Origin of the sequence: Vreelandella gomseomensis (genome assembly GCF_031451645.1) — a bacterium.
Classification (GTDB): Bacteria; Pseudomonadota; Gammaproteobacteria; order Pseudomonadales; family Halomonadaceae; genus Vreelandella; species Vreelandella gomseomensis.
Genome location: NZ_JARWAI010000018.1, coordinates 1 through 18406, shown reverse-complemented (window position 1 = coordinate 18406; position 18406 = coordinate 1). Strand labels below are relative to the sequence as shown.

The 18406-nt window shown below is 60.5% G+C and carries 15 protein-coding genes and 3 tRNA genes; 10 read left to right on the top strand and 8 right to left on the bottom strand.

Annotated elements, in window-relative coordinates; all coding sequences use genetic code 11:
• The first annotated feature begins 41 nt into the window (after window positions 1-41).
• The 7 genes from QC815_RS17035 to QC815_RS17005 all read left to right on the top strand — a co-directional run bounded on the left by QC815_RS17035 (window position 42) and on the right by QC815_RS17005 (window position 4668).
• Window positions 42-521 (top strand): GNAT family N-acetyltransferase, encoded by a 480-nt coding sequence (locus QC815_RS17035; protein ID WP_230448499.1) that lies wholly within the window; start codon window positions 42-44, stop codon window positions 519-521.
• The gene (locus tag QC815_RS17030) at window positions 521-2857 is read left to right on the top strand and encodes an AsmA family protein (protein WP_230448488.1); all 2337 of its coding nucleotides are present in this window, start codon (window positions 521-523) and stop codon (window positions 2855-2857) included. The genes QC815_RS17035 and QC815_RS17030 overlap by 1 nt, the downstream gene beginning before the upstream one ends.
• Before the next feature lie 75 nt (window positions 2858-2932).
• A complete protein-coding gene (mutY, locus tag QC815_RS17025; protein ID WP_310541203.1) occupies window positions 2933-4027 on the top strand; it encodes an A/G-specific adenine glycosylase in 1095 nt (364 codons plus the stop codon).
• Between the two features lie 33 nt (window positions 4028-4060).
• Complete coding sequence (locus QC815_RS17020; protein ID WP_230448486.1) at window positions 4061-4339, top strand: oxidative damage protection protein; 279 nt, start codon at window positions 4061-4063, stop codon at window positions 4337-4339.
• 78 nt (window positions 4340-4417) lie between these two features.
• Window positions 4418-4493: transfer RNA gene (locus tag QC815_RS17015), tRNA-Phe, on the top strand.
• A 6-nt stretch (window positions 4494-4499) separates the two neighbouring features.
• Window positions 4500-4574: transfer RNA gene (locus QC815_RS17010), tRNA-Gln, on the top strand.
• Between the two features lie 18 nt (window positions 4575-4592).
• Window positions 4593-4668 (top strand) — tRNA-Thr (locus tag QC815_RS17005).
• A gap of 199 nt (window positions 4669-4867) precedes the next feature.
• Here the strand turns inward: QC815_RS17005 and QC815_RS17000 are convergent.
• The 5 genes from QC815_RS17000 to QC815_RS16980 form a co-directional block, all read right to left on the bottom strand.
• Window positions 4868-5287, bottom strand: coding sequence for a hypothetical protein (locus QC815_RS17000; protein WP_310541201.1), 420 nt, complete (start codon window positions 5285-5287; stop codon window positions 4868-4870).
• Between the two features lie 27 nt (window positions 5288-5314).
• Window positions 5315-5506 (bottom strand): hypothetical protein, encoded by a 192-nt coding sequence (locus QC815_RS16995; RefSeq protein WP_310541199.1) that lies wholly within the window; start codon window positions 5504-5506, stop codon window positions 5315-5317.
• Between the two features lie 253 nt (window positions 5507-5759).
• Window positions 5760-6896, bottom strand: a complete 1137-nt coding sequence (locus tag QC815_RS16990; RefSeq protein ID WP_310541197.1) for a lipocalin-like domain-containing protein — start codon at window positions 6894-6896, stop codon at window positions 5760-5762.
• On the bottom strand, window positions 6893-9418 hold the full coding sequence (locus QC815_RS16985) for an ABC transporter permease (protein WP_230448483.1): 2526 nt from the start codon (window positions 9416-9418) through the stop codon (window positions 6893-6895). The genes QC815_RS16990 and QC815_RS16985 overlap by 4 nt, the downstream gene beginning before the upstream one ends.
• Complete coding sequence (locus tag QC815_RS16980; protein WP_230448482.1) at window positions 9415-10080, bottom strand: ABC transporter ATP-binding protein; 666 nt, start codon at window positions 10078-10080, stop codon at window positions 9415-9417. The genes QC815_RS16985 and QC815_RS16980 overlap by 4 nt, the downstream gene beginning before the upstream one ends.
• A gap of 303 nt (window positions 10081-10383) precedes the next feature.
• On the opposite strand from QC815_RS16980, the gene thpD reads away from it, so the two are divergent.
• Window positions 10384-11367, top strand: a complete 984-nt coding sequence (thpD, locus tag QC815_RS16975) for an ectoine hydroxylase (protein WP_230448481.1) — start codon at window positions 10384-10386, stop codon at window positions 11365-11367.
• Between the two features lie 105 nt (window positions 11368-11472).
• Window positions 11473-12138: a fumarylacetoacetate hydrolase family protein gene (locus QC815_RS16970; RefSeq protein WP_230448480.1), complete on the top strand. Its 666-nt coding sequence runs from the start codon at window positions 11473-11475 to the stop codon at window positions 12136-12138.
• Between the two features lie 106 nt (window positions 12139-12244).
• Here the strand turns inward: QC815_RS16970 and speA are convergent, their stop codons facing one another.
• Together speA and QC815_RS16960 are read right to left on the bottom strand one after the other, a co-directional pair.
• The gene (gene speA, locus QC815_RS16965; RefSeq protein ID WP_310541192.1) at window positions 12245-14164 is read right to left on the bottom strand and encodes a biosynthetic arginine decarboxylase; all 1920 of its coding nucleotides are present in this window, start codon (window positions 14162-14164) and stop codon (window positions 12245-12247) included.
• The gene (locus QC815_RS16960; protein ID WP_230448478.1) at window positions 14161-15120 is read right to left on the bottom strand and encodes a homoserine kinase; all 960 of its coding nucleotides are present in this window, start codon (window positions 15118-15120) and stop codon (window positions 14161-14163) included. Before QC815_RS16960 ends, speA begins: the two co-directional genes overlap by 4 nt.
• Window positions 15121-15294: 174 nt before the next feature.
• Here QC815_RS16960 and polA point away from each other — a divergent pair, with 174 nt between their 5' ends.
• On the top strand, window positions 15295-18063 hold the full coding sequence (polA, locus tag QC815_RS16955) for a DNA polymerase I (protein WP_310541190.1): 2769 nt from the start codon (window positions 15295-15297) through the stop codon (window positions 18061-18063).
• Between the two features lie 130 nt (window positions 18064-18193).
• Here the strand turns inward: polA and QC815_RS16950 are convergent.
• Window positions 18194-18406, bottom strand: a 213-nt coding sequence (locus QC815_RS16950; protein ID WP_310541187.1) for a hypothetical protein, incomplete at its 5' end; no start/stop codon positions are given.

Below are 18406 nucleotides of genomic sequence, written 5' to 3'. Positions count from 1 at the left end.
GAAAAAGCAGCTTGGCTGCGATGGTGAAGAGGAATACGTCCATGCCGGTGACACTGCAATACGTCGACCAAGCCCGCTGGCAAGCCGATGAGCAAGTGCGCCTTGATCTATTGCGCATCTATTACGATGCCCCCGAGGATCGAATGCCTGGCCAAACGGTCGAGTCTTTTATCGAACAGCATCTGCAGCAGCATTTTTTTGGCTGTGCGCATTTCAATGATCGGTTATTAGGTGCTGTCGCGATAAAACAAGCGCAGGATGGTGCCTGGTGGTTATCGGAGATGTGCGTGCGCAAAACAACGCGGCGCCGGGGCGTGGGTTCCAGGCTGATGGCGCTGCTCGGTGAAAAAGCCAAGCAGGATGGTCGCGTGTTACGTATCGCGACGTCGTCAATGCCGTTGGCCGACCGCGTGCTGCTCTCAAAGCTCGGTTATCGCCCCGTCGCAAGCGCGGCGCCGGCGTCTCAGGACGCCCCGGTGGCCAGCGACTTTGTTGAATTAGACCCACAAGGAAAAGGGTAATGAGGCAATTATTACGCATTCTGCTGGCGGCCGTCGGTATTTTGGCGATTGTGGCCGTCGCCGCGGTGGTGTACGTCACGACCTTTCTGGACCCGGAAGACTTCAAGCCTCGTCTGACGGCCGTCGTCGAAGAGCAAACGGGCTTGAACCTAGAACTGGATGGGCCGATCAACTGGTCGTTTTATCCGCGTATCGGCGTCAGCGTCGAAACCGCCAACGCCTGGCTGCCCAGCCAGGACGAAGAGGACACCGCCTTTGCCGCGATTGACCGCGCTGAGGTCAGCGTTGCGTTTGCGCCGTTGCTGCGCGGGGAAATCGCCGTCGACGGCCTGACGCTGGATGGCATGCGCTTGAACCTGAAGCGCAATGCCGACGGGGAAGGCAACTGGGAGCCGCTGATAAACAGGCTGATGGAGCAAAGCGGCGATGCTGAAACCGTGCTGGCTCCGGCGAGCGCCGGGCCCAACGCGGATGCCGGCAACCTCGACGTGGTACTGAGCATTGCCAGCGTCGATATCAAGGGCGCCGATATTCGCTTCCGCGATGAGCAGGCCGAGGCACTCTGGCATCTGCAAGAGCTTAATATCTCCGGCAGTAACGTTAACCCCGTTCGATCCTTCCCGCTCAAAGCGATGTTCAAGCTGACCAAGCACAACAACCTCGACGCCGAAGCACTCGAGCGGATGCCGGACATCGCCAGCGATATCGATCTGCAAACCCGCATGCAGCTTGGTTTGGCGGAAGAGCGCTTTACCCTGGAAAACACCAAGCTGAATACGCGCACGCGCTTTGATGCGGAAAGCGAGCCCCAGCAGCTGTCGCTATCCGCCGCCGAGGCCGTCGTGCGTGTCGGCGAAGAGCAGCTAAGCATCAGCGAGGGCCTGTTGGAAACCAGCCTGCGCCACCCGGAAAACTGGGAAGGGGGGCTTGCGCTCTCGCTGGCGTTTGGTCTTGAAGGTGATTGGCAGGCGCAAACCGCCCGGCTCAATGACCTCCAGCTTTCCGGGCCGGATGACCTGCGCGTCAACGGGCATCTCAACGTCGCGCAGCTGCGCGATGCCCCGGAGTACCAGGGCCAACTGACGGCGTCGCCGTTTACTTTGCGGCCGTGGTTGGCGCGGGCCGGCATCACTCTGAATACCACCAGTGAAGCGGCGCTCAGCGATGTTGCCATGACCAGCCCCATCGAAGGGGATCTGCAGAAAGTCGCTCTGCCCAGCCTCTCGCTGGTGGTGGATGACAGCACCTTTACTGGCGAATTGGCCACCCGTCTGGACGGGTCGCGGATCGACTTCGACCTGGAAGGTGATGAGCTCAATCTGGATCGTTACCTCCCCCGGCGCAGCACCGAAGAGCAGGCGAGCCTGGGGCTCATGGAGAACGCTGTGGCTGACGACCCCGAGGGGCTTTTGCCGCAGGGCTGGCTGGCATCTTCAGCGCTGAACGGAGCGTTGAGCATCGAGTCGCTGGAACTTGGCGGCATGATGTTCAGCGATGCCCGCCTTCAGCTTGAAGGCGAGCAAGGCCAGCACCGGCTGAGCCATTTTGAAGCGGGTTTTTACGATGGTGAGCTGACGGCCAACGGTCGCTTGGACGCCCGTGAGAACGAGCTGCAATGGGCGCTTTCGCCGACTATCCGCAACGTTCAGGTTGCGCCGCTTATCGAGACGCTCAGCGAGGGTGACGAGGCGTCGCCCCTGCGCGGCCGTCTTGATCTCAGAGGTGACCTCACCACCCGGGGCAATCAGCGAGAAACCCTGCTGCGTCACCTGAACGGTGATCTGGAGGCGCAGCTGACCGAGGGCGCGATTCTCGACATCAACGTGTCTCGAGAGATGTGCGAGCTGGTCGCCCAACTGGAAGGCAAGGAAAGCAAGCGTGACTGGTCGAGCGACACTGCCTTCGATGAGTTTGCTACCACACTGCAGATCCGCGATGGCGTGGTGCAAAGCGACGATCTATTGATCGCCGTACCGGGCATCGATGTGCAAGGCGAAGGCCAATACGACCTCACCAGCCGCCGTTTCGATACCCAGGCCAACGCGCGGCTCGTCGATACTGCCGATGCGGCCTGCGAGGTGAACCCGCGCCTCGAAGCACTCGCGCTGCCGCTGCGCTGCGAAGGCCATATCAGCGACGAGCGTAGCGAATGGTGCCGTTTTGACCGCGATGCCTTCCAGGACTCGGTCGTCGAGCTGATTCAGCAAGAGGCGGGCGGCCAGGTAGAAGAGGCCCTCGAAGAGCGCCTTGGTGAGTCGCTGGATTCGCTCGATGAACGCCTGGGCGAGGGCAGTGGTGACCAGCTACGCGAAGGGCTGCGTCGCTTGTTTGACTGAGCCCGAACGCTCGCCGGCGCCGGCCCTGTGCCGGCGCTTTTTTATTTCTGCGCACCGCATGATGAAGGAGTTTGCATGACCGAGATGCCAACGCCCAGGCTGGCCGCTGACGTCTTTCAGCAGCGCCTGCTTGACTGGTTCGACCGCCACGGTCGCCATGACCTGCCCTGGCAGTCGCCGCGTAGCGCCTATCGCGTCTGGGTCTCGGAAATCATGCTGCAGCAGACCCAGGTCACTACCGTCATTCCCTATTTTGAACGCTTCATGGCGCGCTTTCCGACCCTGGAGGCGCTGGCAGCGGCGCCGCAGGACGAAGTGCTGCATCTGTGGACGGGCCTTGGCTACTATGCTCGGGCGCGCAACCTGCACAAGGCGGCACAGGAGGCCCTGGACTCCCACGGCGGCCAGTTGCCTACCCACAGCGTCGAAGCGCTCACCGCATTGCCGGGCATTGGCCGCTCAACGGCGGGGGCGATTATCGCCCAGAGCACCGGCCAGCGCGCGGCGATTCTGGACGGCAACGTCAAGCGCTCGCTGGCGCGCCTGCATGCGGTGGCCGGCTGGACCGGCAAGCCGGCCGTTGAGCGCAGGCTGTGGGCGCTGGCGGACTATTACACGCCCGAGACGCGCCTGGCGGACTACACCCAGGCGATGATGGATTTTGGCGCCACGCTATGTAAACGCAGCACGCCGCTGTGCGAGCATTGTCCGTTCAATGACGTGTGCCTGGCCTACGCGCAGGGGGAGACAAAACGCTACCCTGAATCAAAGCCCAAGAAGGTCTTGCCCACGCGGGAAACCATCATGCTGTTGCTGCATGACCGCGACGGGCGAGTGTGGCTGGAGCAGCGCCCGGCAAGCGGCCTCTGGGGCGGGCTTTGGAGCCTGCCGCAGTTCGACGGCCAAGAGCGTCTCAACGACTGGCTGGCGGACAACGTCGTCAGGCCGGAGCGTCTGTCGCCGATGCCTTGTCTGACTCATACCTTCAGCCATTTTCGCCTGGCGATTACCCCTCAGCCGGTGAGTTGCGATAGGCTGCAGGGCGTGCGCGAGGGAGGAACCTGGTACGACCCGGCTCACCCCCCTGCGATCGGTCTGGCGGCGCCCGTGAAGACGCTGATCAACCAGCTCGCGCCGTTCTCGCTCAAGTCGACGCCAGGGCGTGCTTAACCCGCTGCACCCGAAGACATTTAGGAGCCACCCATGACGAAGACAGTATTCTGCCGCAAGTATCAAAAAGAGCTTGAAGCGCTGCCCTTTCCGCCGCTGCCCGGCAAGCAGGGCCAGGATATCCAGGCCACCGTTTCCAAGCAGGCCTGGGAAGACTGGCAGGCGTTGCAGACCCGCCTGATCAACGAAAAGCACCTCAACATGCTGGATCCCGAGGCGCGCGCCTACTTGATGGAGCAGATGCAGCGCTTCTTCGACAACCAGGAAACCGACCAGGCCGAAGGCTACGTACCGCCCACTCAGGCAACGTAAATTACCGATAGCGCGGAAAGTTTTACAAAGGAGTTGACGAAAGGCCGATAATCTTGTTTAATACGCACCGTTGGCAGCGGCCAGATAGCTCAGTTGGTAGAGCAGGGGATTGAAAATCCCCGTGTCGGCGGTTCGATTCCGTCTCTGGCCACCACACTGCTGGGGTATCGCCAAGTGGTAAGGCACCGCTTTTTGGTAGCGGCATTCCCAGGTTCGAATCCTGGTACCCCAGCCATTGCCGACTTTACGTGAAGCCGACATAGCTCAGTTGGTAGAGCAACTGACTTGTAATCAGTAGGTCCCGGGTTCGACTCCTGGTGTCGGCACCACTAAAAGTGGTTTAAAAACATCACGTTATAGAATTTTAAAAGGCCGCCTTCCAGGGCGGCTTTTTTGTGTATGTACACAAAGTGTCCACCCGTTGGTGTAAACGCGCGCCGCATTTGGCATTTTCTAGCGTTTTATTTGGCACGGATACCAGTAAGGGAGCCTGCTTTGAATTTGCAGGCACTTTGGCACTAAAACATGTCAGCTAGCTGCCCCCTTGAATAGCTCGCTGATTCCATATTTCAGTGCCTCTTGTCCGGTCACTGCTCCTGCTGACCTGATAGCCTGTATTAACCTGTCTAGCCCTTTAGGCTTGTTGAGCTCTTTGAGCACCTCTGCTCCCACAGGCGTAAGTATTAGGTGGACATTTGCGTAACTTCTACCCCCTCCCAGCGCGCGTGATTGTCCCCATCGATATTCCGGTTTGAGATCGCGATTTTTGATAAGGCCAGCGTCGTAGATTTCGTCCATGTGGTAGACAAATTTTAGATATTCGTTCTCGCTCGCTGCTTGAACATCATCGCCTACAAACTGTTTGTAGAGTTGGCCTAGTCGGGTGCCTACATACTCACCCTCCCCAATAGCTTCTAGAATCTGTTGGACCAGCGCTGGTTGCAGCATAGATAATTCTCCTCGATATGTAGGCACTTAAAATAATCCCGCCGGTTCGGCACTCAAATCCCAACTGAAGATCAGCACTTCTTTGGCGTCTGAGCCTTTGCCGCCGCCGACGGTGTAGCGGATGTCGATGGTTTCGATGTGGTAGTCCGCGAAGATCCGGCGGATGTCTGGGTGGTCGTTGAGGCTGATGATGGCCTTGCCTTTGAGCTTGGCCAGCATGCTCGCTATTTCCTCGTACTGTTCTATGCCGTACCCCATATCCTTCTGTCTGCCAGTAGGGTGAGTCCATATAAAAGAGCGTGTGCGGGCGGTCGTAGCGTTCGATGCAGTCCTGCCAGCTTAGGTGCTCTATATAGGTACTGGACAAGCGTAGGTGAGCGGCGGACAGCGACTCTTTCAGTCGCAGCAGGTTTAAGCCTGGCGTAGCGGGGGTAACCGACATAACCTGCCTTCTGTTTTGCCAAGAAAGCGATCAATACCCCGTCATCTCCAGATAGCCAACCCCGATCTTTTCCTGCGTTTCTGACTGGCGAACCACGACATCGCCTTCCCAGTAGGGTACCGAAGTGGGCATCCAGCGATTTGGGTGGCGTGCTTCGACGGTAAGCTGCAGGTCCGCGTCGGGCAGCGTTAGCGACCAGCGTGTGGGCATGTCTCGGCCGGCGACGGGTTGCGTTTTCAGCGGCGTCAGCGTGACGCGGTCGGCGCCGATGAGCTCGGTTTCTCCGTCCGCTGAGATTAAATGGGCAAAGGCATAGTCGCCCCCGTCTTCACCGCCGCCTCTCAACCGGTAGGCCATGAGCTTGCGGCCGTCATTCAAGTGCAGCGAAAACCAGTCCCAGCCGGTCTGTTCCGGGGTGAGCAGTTGGCTGCTCCATTCGCGGTCCAGCCAGCCTTGGCCGCTGACCTCGCGGGTCTCGCCGTTGAGCGTGACCTGCCCGGTAATCTGTAAAAACGGCTGGCTGTAATAGCGCGAGCCCTGGCCTTCCACGGTTTTAGCGTTGAAGCCGTTTTCCCCGTGTTGGACGAGCGGACCCTGGGGTTCAAGGGTGAGGGAGTAGCCGAAACGGTCCGCCCCCTCGCCGCTGTAGGCGCTGAGGGTGAAGTCCTCGAAGCTGGCGTCCTCCGGGCTTTTTAGTACCCAGTCGTCAATCCAGGCCTCAAAGGGGGCTGCGTTGACGCCCGCCTGCCCATTTGCGTGTTGGCTATGGCTGCGCGCAAAGCGCTCGGCGGCGACATGGGTGGCGCCTCGGGAGATCCCCATATGCGCCATCCACACCTGATCGGCGGTCCAGGGCGCTGGGTCAGGGCGTTCATCGGGCGGCGTTAGCGCCTGGCGAAACAGCGTCCATTGAAGACCAAGCGGCTGGCCCTGGTCGTCTTCAAGGTTGGCGGTCAGGTACCACCACTCGATGCGGTAGTCGGGGTGCGCCCCGTGATCCCGGGGGAAACTCAATGGCGTGGATGCATCCGCCTGAGCAAATTCTTCCGCGTTTGCCCCCAGCCCGGCAAACCCTTGGGGGGCGGCATCGGAAGGGGATTTCTGGCAGCCGATGAGGATGGCACATGCCATCGCCACGAGCGCAGTCGATAACCGGGAATAATTCATGTGGCCCCCTGGTTGAGCATCGCTTGGGGAGAGGTCCGCCACAGCTGAAGCGATGGCAGGGCGGCGGCAGTCACCGCCACGCCCAGCGCGGTGGCCAGGGTGATGAGTATATCCCAGGGGAAAAGGTAGAGCGGTAGCCGCCAGCCAAACGCGGCAACGTTGATGATGGCCACGAGCGTCCAGGTAATGGCAATGCCCAGCGGGATCGCGACTACTCCGGTTAACAATGCCAGCCCGCCGAGTTGAAAGAGCGGCATTAGGGTCAGCGTTTTACGCGGCACGCCAAGTGCCCATAGTGACGCCAGCTGGCGCTGTCGATCTCGCGCCTGGGCCAGCAGTGTCGCCAGCAGCGCTAATGCCGCGACGCCCAGGGTAAGGCCGTTCAAAGCACGGGTAATAGTAAAGGTGCGCTCGAAAATTTGCGTCGCCAGCCGTTTGATTTCCTGTTGATCGACCATCGCCTCCGGGGATACATCAAAACTATTCGCCAGTGCCTCGCGTAAGGCCTGATGGTCAGCGCTGTCGTTGACTACCAGGCCTATTGAGGCAACCTCGCCGCCGAAGTGCTGAATAAGCACTTCTGTGGGTACCAGGATCTGCTGACGTGGGTTGCCGTAGTCAGGGTAAACCGCAGCAATCTCAAATGGTCTCGTCCCTTGCGGGGTATCCAGCGTTACTTCGTCACCTGGTGCGAGCTGCTGTGCCACGGCCATCTGCTCGTTGATAAACACGCTGTTCGCCGATAGCGACGCCCAGGCAGCGGACCTTCCTGAGATGGTATCAATCAGCGGCCAGCGGTCGGTGATGGTGGCTGCCGGGGTGATGCCGAACAGCGCAATGCGCTCGCGGGCCCCCTGTTCCTGCGTATCGTCCACTGCCAGCAGGTCGACGCTGCCGCGGGCAGTAGGCAGTGTTTCGGCAACGTCAGGCCGCGCATCGAGCCAATCCAGCATGGGGGCCAAGGTCGACGGCGAGTCATTGATATATAACGGGGCGGCCAGCCGCTGGTCCAGCCAGTCCAGGAAGGTAAGGCGAAAGCCACCGACCATGCTGCTGACGCCCAGGTTGGTGGCCAGCGCAATCAACAGCGCCATCATGGCCAGGGAAAGGCGCGGCAGCTGTAGCTGAATATCGGCGACCGCCCAGTGGGCAAGCGGGTGACGGCGGAGCCACCGCTGCAGCAAGTGGAGCACCCCATTTATCAGCGGCGGCAGGCATAGCGCGCTGCTCAACAGTAGTGCGGCAACAAACCCAAAGCTGACCAGGACACCCTGGCCGGGCGGTAGTAGGCCAAGCCACAGTGCTAACCCCAGGGCGAGAAAGGCCACCCCGGCGGCACCAAGCGTCATGCGCTTTAGCTGGCGCTGGTAGGCTAGCCGCCATGCCTGGGACTGGCCCAGGGCCAACACGTTGAGGCGAGCGGCCCGCCAGAGGACACCGCTACCCGCCAGCAGCAGGCCGCCGAAGGTAATCGCCAGACTGCCTACCCAGTAGTGCCATGGCAGTACCAGGCTTCGATTGACGTCGGCCTGATAAAGCGACGACAGCGTCGTGGCCACGTCAGGGAGTAGCTGGCCCGCCAGCCAGATGCCGCTGGCCAGCCCAAGCGCGGCGCCCAGCACGCCGAGTACCAGCAACTCGAGCAGCATGGCCATAACGAGTGTGGCGGCGGGGACGCCCAGGGCGCGCAGCGTTCTTAGTGTTGTCAGGCGCTGTTCCATGGCAAGCCCCAGTGCGGCCTGGACGATAAACAGGCCGACCACTAACGACAGCAGCGCCAGGGCGGTGAGGTTGAGGTGGAAGCTCTCGGTAAGCTGCTCAGGCGATGCCAGCGTCGCGGCCCGGGTAAGCCGGTAGCCTTCGGGCGCTGTTGATAGCGCACCCGGGGCGGTGACCAACTGGCTCAAGGTGTTATCGCGATCCAGCAACCGGGCGGCTGCGGCGATGTCCATCACCAGGGTATTCGGTGGGAGGTCGGCGCGCAGTGCCAGCGGGGGTAGGCGCTGGCGACTATCTCCAGCACCATCTCCCGCACTGTCTTGCGTATTATCGACAGCAGGCGTCATGCCTGGCGCCTGCTGTCGCGAAAGCCCCAGCAAGTCGAGCGTGTCGGGTGCGAGCCGGGTTTGCCAGGGTGGCGTGATAAAGGCTGTCAACGCGGCACCACTGGCGCCCAGCGTGTTGCTGCTTGGCAAGGTGAGCGGGTCAATGCCGACGATGGTCAGGCGTTCCCCATCGATTTCCAGGGTGCCTTCCAGCATCGGCGAGACGGGTAAGCCGGCTCGTCGGAGGCTCAGGTAGTCCTCGCGGGTGAGCGGCTGGCCATCGCGCCGCGCCAGCTCGTCAACGTTGGCACTGAACAGCGCATTGGCACGGGCGTAGCTGTCCTTGGCGGTCGCGTTGACGGCTTGCACGCTGCTCCACAGGGCGCTTGCCACCCAAAGCCCAAGCAGCAGCATGGCAAGTTGGCCGGGATGGCGGCGATAGTGGCTCAACAGGGTGAGCAGTACGCGAAGCATCATGGGGCATTATCCTTCAAGCGTCCCATATGCAGGCGCACCAGGCGACTCAGCGGTGCCGCCACGCGGGCGCTGTGGGTCACCATCAACAAGGCACAACGTGTCTCTTTTACCAGGTCGAGCAATAACGCGAGGACGGTATCAGCGCTTTGCTCGTCAAGGTTGCCGGTGGGCTCATCCGCGAGCAACAGCCGGGGGCGAGCGGCCAGCGCGCGACCAATCGCCAGGCGCTGTTGTTGGCCACCCGACAGCTGCTCGGGGTAGTAGGCCTCGCGACCGGAAAGCCCTAGACGCGCCATCAGGTGGGCAGTCCATTCGGCGTCCTCGCGGCCCGCCAGTCGGGCCTGAAGCCGCAGGTTATCGATGACGTTCAGGCTGGGCACCAGATGGAACTGCTGAAAGACAAGTCCGAGATGCTCACGGCGAAGTCTGGCGCGTGCGGGTTCGTCCAGGGTAGAAAGCTCGTGACCGTCAATGCTGATACGGCCCTGATCGGGCAGATCAAGGCCTGCTGCCAGATGCAGTAGCGTCGATTTGCCACTGCCCGACTCGCCCATCAAGGCCAGGCTCTCGCCCTGGTCAAGCGCCAGGTCGATACCGTTGAGTACCGGTAGTTCTCCCTGCGGCGTGCTGAATGTTTTGTGAAGTTTCTGCAGGATCAGCATGAGACCTCCGGTGCTCAATAAAGTGTTTGATCATAAAGTATACAGGGGTTCTACATGTGATTTTTATGGTGATGTTTTGTACTGGTATGGATGGGCGTCGACTTGAATCGGGTTAAAAAGGCCATATAAAATCCATGAGCCCTTCTGTGCTTGCTTGCTCAAAAAGTGAATTTTTTTCACGTAACCCATGTTATGAACTGAGCGGGCATGCCTTGCAGGGGGACTGAGATTGTCTACCTTGTGCACTGCAAGATGATTGTTCTGAGAATGATCTGAAATTTAATCATACAAGGAGTGGATTAGATGACAGTCAGCAATACACCTCTCAATGTTTTAAAAACGCAGAAGCAGTACAGCGAAATGGCGGATGTACCGTCGGCGCAGCTTTCGATGGTCAAGGATCCTTATCCGTCGCGGTTGTCGGAAGCGCCTGCATCACTCTGGCAGCCGCGCCAGGAAGATGTTGTCAAAGGTCGTCACCTGACAGGTCCGCTTAGCCAGGCGCAACTCGACGAGTTCGAGCGTAAAGGGTTTCTGTTCATTCCCAACCTGATTTCCGGTTCAGAGCTCGATGAGCTGCGTCGGGAAATGCAGACGCTCATGAACAATGAAGCCTATCGCGATCAACCCTTCAGCGTCACCGAGCCGGACAGTCAGGAAATCCGTTCGCTGTTTGCGGTGCACTTTCTCTCCAAGCGTTTTGGAGAACTGGCTCGCGACGAGCGTCTGGCGGGTGCCGCACGGCAACTGATCGGCGCAGACCCCTACGTGCACCAGTCGCGTATCAACTACAAGCCCGGGTTTGCCGGTAAAGGTTTCAACTGGCACTCGGACTTTGAAACCTGGCATGCCGAAGACGGCATGCCAAGCATGCATGCGGTCAGTGCTTCGCTGATCATGACCGACAACCACGAGTTCAACGGCCCCTTGATGCTGATTCCCGGGTCGCACAACAAATTCGTGCCGTGTCTGGGTGAGACGCCGGAGGATAACCACAAGCGCTCGCTGAAGGCGCAGGAAGTCGGCGTGCCCGGCAAAGAAGCGCTGACCGAACTGGTCGCCGAGCACGGCATCGAGGCGCCCAAGGGCAAGGCCGGGGGCCTGTTGCTGTTTGACTGCAACACCCTGCACGCCTCGAATGCCAACCTGTCGCCGGATCCGCGCAGCAATGTGTTCTTTGTGTTTAACCGCCCGGACAACCGCTGCCGCGAGCCCTATGCCGCGCCCAAGCCGCGCCCCGACTTTCTGGCCCACGCGCCCGACGACACCTGGTCGATGGCCGAGTGAGGCGGGAAGGTAAACCGGCGGTCAGCGATGTGTGGAACAATCGCTAGGCTGGGTTAGACTGGTGCGCATGCTAAAATGCGCACCATAAAAAGGAGTCTCCCCACCATGCGTTTTGTTCCACAGTTTACCGATGGTCAAGCCTGTCCCCATCAGCTGGGCAAGGTGGTGTGCGTTGGCCGCAACTATACCGACCATGCCAAAGAGTTGGATAACCCCGTTCCCAGCGAGCCGCTGTTGTTCATCAAGCCCGCGACGAGCGTCGTGGATATCAAGCAGCCGCTCGCACCGCCGTTCCATCGCGGTGAGATTCACTACGAGATCGAGCTTGCCCTGCTGGTGGGTAAAACGATTTCCGACGCCACCCCGGACGAAGCCAGCGCGTCGATTACCGGTTTGGGGCTGGCGCTCGATCTCACCCTGCGCGATGTGCAGTCCCAACTGAAGGAAAAGGGCCATCCCTGGGAAATCGCCAAGGCCTTTGACGGCGCCTGCCCGCTTTCCCCCTTTCTGCCGTTAAGCCGCGTGCCCAACTGGAACGCACTGGCCTTTACCCTGGAAATCGACGGTGAAGAGCGCCAGCACGGCGAAGGGGCCGACATGATCTTTACCATCCCCACCCTGCTCGCAGAGATGAGCCGCCACTTTACCCTCGAACCGGGGGACGTCATTTTAACCGGCACGCCGTCAGGGGTGGGTGAGCTGCCCCGCGGCGCCACGCTCCGTATGACGCTGACCGGTGGTTTGGATATCACCACCAGCGTGGTTGAGTGAGGCGGCGTCGATTAAACCAAGGCGCTCGCTAAACAGCCGCCCAATCAAAAGGCCACCGACAGGGTCGGTGGCCTTTTGCGTTGGCTAAGGTTTGCAGATGGCGTCGCTACTCCAGGTAGGTGTAGCCTTCGAGCCCCTCGGACAGGCTGGCGGCAAAGCGTGCCTGCTCCTGGGTGGAAAAGCTGCTGGTGATGAGCTGCTCGGTGAGCTTTTGCTTTAACACCCGGGCATCGAAGTTCACGTAGGCGAGTACCTCAGCCACGGTGTCCCCGGCCTGGGCGTTGGAAAGCTGCCATTCGCCGTCGGGCCCCAGGGCAGCGTCCACCGAATCGGTATCGCCGAACAGGTTGTGCAGATCACCCAGAATCTCCTGATAGGCTCCCACCAGGAAGAAGCCAAGCCAGCGCTCGTCGTCGCTGATCCATTCGGGAAGGGGAAGGGTGCTTTCGACGCCCTGGCCGTCGACATACTGATCGATACGGCCGTCTGAATCGCAGGTAATGTCCTGAATCACCGCCCGGCGGGTTGGCGGTTGGTCCAGTCCGCTTAACGGCAGGACGGGGAAGATTTGCTCAATACCCCAGACGTCCGGCACCGACTGGAACAGCGAAAAGTTGACGAATAGCTTGTCGGCCAGCTTCTCGGCCAGCTCATCCAGGATCTCGCGGTGCGCGCGGTTGCGGGTGTCGAGCTGGTCGCGCAGACGCACGCACGCCGCCATATAGACGCGTTCGCCTTCGGCGCGGGCGTTGATATCACTCAGCCCGAGCACGAAGCGATCCTGCAGCTCGCTGACCGCCTGGAAGACATCGTGCCATGCCTCGACCAGCACGCGCGGTTCCTGAGGCTCGGCCAGCTGCTCGAAGACGCGCCACAGCGCCGCCACCTGCGGGTCGCCCGCATGGGAGTGTTCGGGAGGTGTATCGTCGATGCGCTCGTCGCCAATCACGTTGGTAATCAGCACCGCATGGTGAGCGGTGAGCGCACGGCCAGACTCGCTGATCAGGTGCGGCGCGGGCAGCTGGGCGTCCTGGCACAGCTGGGCAAAGGCGCTGACCACGTTGCGCGCATACTCGCGCATCGAATAGTTGGCCGAGCAGTCGCTGCGCGAGCGGGTGCCTTCGTAATCGATGCCCAGGCCGCCCCCCACGTCGACGGTATCGATCGGCGCGCCCAGGCTGAGCAGGTTCTGATAGAAGCGGGCACATTCGCGTAGGCCGCGCTGAATATCGCGGATGTTGGCGATCTGCGAGCCAAGGTGAAAGTGCACGAGCTGCAGGCTGTCGAGGGCTTCCTGGGTGCGCAGGGTCTCGACGACGCTGAGAATCTGGCTGGCGGTGAGGCCGAACTTGGATTTTTCACCGCCGGTATTCTGCCACTTGCCTTTGCCCACCGAGGCGAGCCGGGCGCGCAGGCCGATGCGCGGCGTCACGTTCAGCTCGCGAGCTTCTTCCAGAATCAAGTCGAGTTCGGAGAGCTTTTCCACCACCAGGTACACCCGGTGGCCAAGCTTCTCGCCCAGCAGCGCCAGGCGGATGTATTCGCGGTCTTTGTAGCCGTTGCACACGATCAGCGAGGAGCCGCCGTCGGAGAGGGCGAGTACCGCCAGGAGTTCGGGTTTGCTGCCTGCCTCCAGGCCGACACGGCCGCGGCCGCGTTCCGCAGTGGCCAGTATCTCTTCCACCACGCGGCGCTGCTGGTTGACCTTGATGGGGTAAACCGCCGTATAGCCGCCTGTATAGTCGAGCTCCTGCATGGCCACGTCAAAGGCGCCGCACAGCTGCTCAACGCGGTCGTGAAGAATGTCGCTGAAACGCACCAGTACCGGCAGGCGCAAGCCGCTCTGCTGCAGCTTGCGAACCAGTCCGCTCAGTGGCAGCGCCGGACCCTCGGCATCGCTGCCCAGCGGTCGCACCAGCGCCTGGCCACGGTCGTCCACATCAAAGTAGCCGCTGCCCCACTGGTCGATATTCCAGGTGCGGCGGGCGCGCTGAGCCGAGGTGCTGTGAGTGGCTGCCGCCTTCATGAAGACGCCTCGGGCAGGGGGAGCGCGCCATGCGCCATGCGCGCTTTCAGAATGGTACGGAAGCGGTCGGGGTCATGGGGGGTCAGGTCGTGGGCGGGCGGGTCCACGTACACCACCAGCAGCCGCGAGAGCCAATAGCGCAGCGCCGTCATGCGCAGCATAGTGGGCCACAGGGTGCGCTCGTCCGCGGTCAGGCGGCGGCGTGATTGATAGGCGCTCAGAATCGCCGTGTAGCGCTCGCCATTCAGCGTACCGTCCTCGTTGGAGGCCCAGTCGTTGATCACAATGGCCAGATCAAACAGCAGGTCGCCGGTGCAGCCGTTGTAGAAGTCGATAATGCCGCCGAGCGTATCGCCTTCAAACAGCGTGTTGTCGCGGAACAGGTCGCCATGCAGCGCGCCTTGTGGCAGTTCGTCGTGCTTGGCAAAGGCGCTTTCGAAATCATCGACCTCGTCTTTCATCAACGTCTGGTCGTCAGCGCTCAAGTAGGTCAGCACCTTGTGGTGCATGGCTTGCAGCCAGTGCAGGTCGCGCGGGTTGGGGCGGTGCCCGGGAAAGTGCTGCGACACCTTATGCAGACGCCCCAGGGTATCGCCCAGTGCCCGGCATTGGGCCAGGTTGGGGGCTTGGGGATGACGGCCCGGCAAGCGCGGGAACAGCAGGGCCGGCTTGTCCGCCAGGCTGTGCAGGGCCACGCCGTCGCGGTCGTGAACCGTGCCGGGTACCGGCAGACGGTGCTCGTCCAGGTAGTCCAGTAACTCGACAAAGAACGGCAGCTCAGCATGCTCGCCTTGCTCGAACAGGGTCAATACCAGCTCACGGCGGTCGGTGGTCACAAAAAAGGTCGAATTTTCGGTGCCGGCCGCCACGCCCTTCAGCGAAACGAAACGGCCGACATCAAATTTTTCTAAAAACGTAGCGACCTGTGCGTCGCTAAGCGGGGTGAATACTGCCATGAGAATCTCGCCCAGGTTGCTAAGCCCGTTATTGTAGCGGCTTGATGCCTCAGTTGGCAGCGTTGTCTCGCTTTCGACACGCTCGTCGAGCCATCTTGGGTCTGCACCGCAGGCGCTGAACGCGTATCATGACCGGCAGACTTTCTTACTGTTTGCTGACAATGGAACCTGGTTATGGCCCGTGCTCCGATCGTGCTCGTCGATGGCTCTTCGTACCTGTATCGCGCGTTTCACGCGCTGCCGCCGCTCACCACCTCCAACGGCCAGCCGACGGGGGCGGTGAAGGGAGTGTTGAACATGCTCAAGCGGCTGATCAAGGACTACCCCGACAGCCCCATGGCCGTGGTGTTCGACGCGCCAGGTAAAACCTTTCGCGATGACCTGTACAGCGAGTACAAGGCCCATCGCCCGCCAATGCCCGATGACTTGCGCAGCCAGGTCAGGCCGCTGCACGAGTGCGTGAAAGCCCTCGGTCTGCCGCTGCTATGTATTGAAGGCGTTGAAGCCGACGACGTGATTGGCACCCTGGCCCACCACGCCACCCAGGCGGGGCGCGACGCGGTCATCTCCACCGGCGACAAGGACATGGCGCAGCTGGTTAACGCTCATATCACGCTGGTCAACACCATGAAGGACGAAACCCTCGACGAAGCCAGAGTGGAGGAGAAGTTCGGCCTGCCGCCGGCGCTGATTATCGATTTTCTCGCCCTGATGGGCGACAAGGTGGACAACATTCCCGGCGTGCCCGGGGTCGGGGAAAAAACCGCCATTGGCTTGCTGCAGGGCATGGGCGGGGGGCTGGATACCATCTATGGGGATCTCGAGCGGGTCAAGACGCTGTCATTCCGGGGAGCCAAGACGCTGCCCAAGAAGCTTGAGGAACACCGCGAGCAGGCGTTTTTGTCTTACCAGCTCGCCACGATCAAAGTCGACTGCGACCTGCCGGTGGGGCTGGACGATCTGGACATCGCCCACCCCGACCGCGACGCGCTGGTGGAACTCTACAAAGAGATGGAGTTCAGGCAGTGGCTTGGCGAGCTGCTGGAAGGCACAGATGAGGGCGTTGACGACGTGAAGGGCGGCGAGCCGGCGCCCGCGAGCGCCGCTGACGAAAGCGCGGCGCCTGCCCCCAGCGAGCGGCATGATCACGTCATCGTCAGCCAAAGCGAATTCGACGCCTGGCTGAGCCGGCTCACTAACGCCGAGCGTTTCTGCTTCGACCTGGAAACCACCAGCCTCAACTACATGGACGCCGAAATCGTTGGCATTGGGCTGGCGCTGGAAGCGGGGGAAGCTGCCTATATTCCGGTTGCCCATGACTACCTGGATGCCCCGGCGCAGCTTGACCGCAAAGCGGTATTGTCCGCGCTGAAACCGCTGCTGGAAGACGTCCAGAAAACCAAAATTGGCCAGAACCTCAAGTACGATATTTCCGTGCTGGCCAACTATGATATTGCCGTGGCGGGGCCGCTGGCCGACACCATGCTGGCCTCCTACGTGTTGAACTCCACCGCTACCCGCCACGACATGGACTCCCTGGCGCTGAAGTATCTGGGTGAAAGCACCATTTCGTTTGAAGACATCGCTGGTAAAGGCGCCAAACAGCTGACCTTCAATCAGGTCGCGCTTGAGCAGGCGGCCCCGTACGCCTGTGAAGACGTGGATATTACCCTGCGGTTGCAGGAAACCCTGCGCCCCCAGGTAGAACGCGAAGGCCGCCTCGCCGAGGTGCTGGATCATCTGGAGCTGCCGTTGGTCAGCGTGCTGTCGCGCATTGAACGCAATGGCGTAGCGTTGGATGCAGAACGCCTTCATGAGCACAGCCAGCAGTTGGAAGCCCGCATCCGTGAGCTGGAAAGCCAGGCGTATGAACTGGCAGGGCGCGAATTCAACCTGGGCTCACCCAAGCAGCTGGGGCAGATTCTGTTTGAAGAACAGAAAATTCCGGTGATCAAGAAAACCCCCAAAGGCGCTCCTTCGACCGCAGAAGCGGTGCTGGAAGAGCTGGCGCTGGATTACCCGCTTCCCAAAGTCATTATGCAACACCGGGGGCTGGCCAAGCTGAAGTCCACCTACACCGACAAGCTGCCGCGGCTTTTGAACAAAGCCACCGGGCGTGTGCATACCAGCTACCACCAAGCGGTGACGGCTACTGGGCGGCTGTCATCGTCCGATCCTAACCTGCAGAACATCCCTATCCGTACCGAAGAAGGCCGCAAGATTCGCCAGGCGTTTGTGGCTCGTCCCGGTTATCGCATCGTGGCGGCCGACTACTCACAGATCGAGCTGCGTATCATGGCGCACCTGTCGGAAGACAAGGGACTGCTGGAAGCCTTTGCCGAGGGGCGCGATATCCACACTGCCACGGCGGCGGAGGTTTTTGGTACCTCGCTTGAAAAAGTCTCCGGCGATCAGCGGCGCAGCGCCAAGGCGATCAACTTCGGCTTGATCTACGGCATGAGTGCCTGGGGCCTGTCACGCCAACTGCATATAGAGCGTAATCAGGCACAAACTTACATTGATCGCTACTTTGACCGCTACCCAGGCGTCGCCCGTTATATGGACAGGATTCGCTCCCAGGCAGCGGAAGATGGCTATGTGGAAACTGTGCGGGGGCGCCGCCTCTACCTACCGGAAATTCACTCGCAAAACCGTAACCGTCGGCAGGGTGCCGAGCGTACCGCGATCAACGCGCCCATGCAGGGCACCGCGGCGGATATCATCAAGCAGGCGATGATCGATGTGGATGCCTGGCTGGCAGAGGGCGAGTTTGATGCGCTAATGGTCATGCAGGTGCATGACGAACTGGTGTTTGAAGTCGCCGAGTCTCAGGTAGAGAGCTTTATCAAGCAGGTGCAGCAGCGTATGCAGGGTGCCGTGCAGTTGAGCGTGCCGTTGATTGTCGAGGCGGAAAGTGGCAGCAACTGGGATGAAGCCCACTAGCAGCCTGTTAGTCCCGACAGTAACCCTGTGTTTCCCGACGCGCGCTTTGTCAAAGAGAGGCCAGAGAAAATCGCTGAAAGCCATGGACGATACACTGTAAGAGATATCTTACAACAAAATAATCCATGGCTTACAAAGCATTGTTAATACTTTTCCTTAATCGAGGTTTGGTCTTTTTTTGACATAATGCATTGAAAATAATAATAAAAATTAATTCTTTCTTATCAGGTTCGTAGCGTTTCATTGAAAAGTGCTCGGCCGCAAATTCTGAGTGCAACACCTGACCAAACCGGTAGGGTGTTGTATCCATGTCATATTCTGAACTCTGCACTGAAGAACGTGC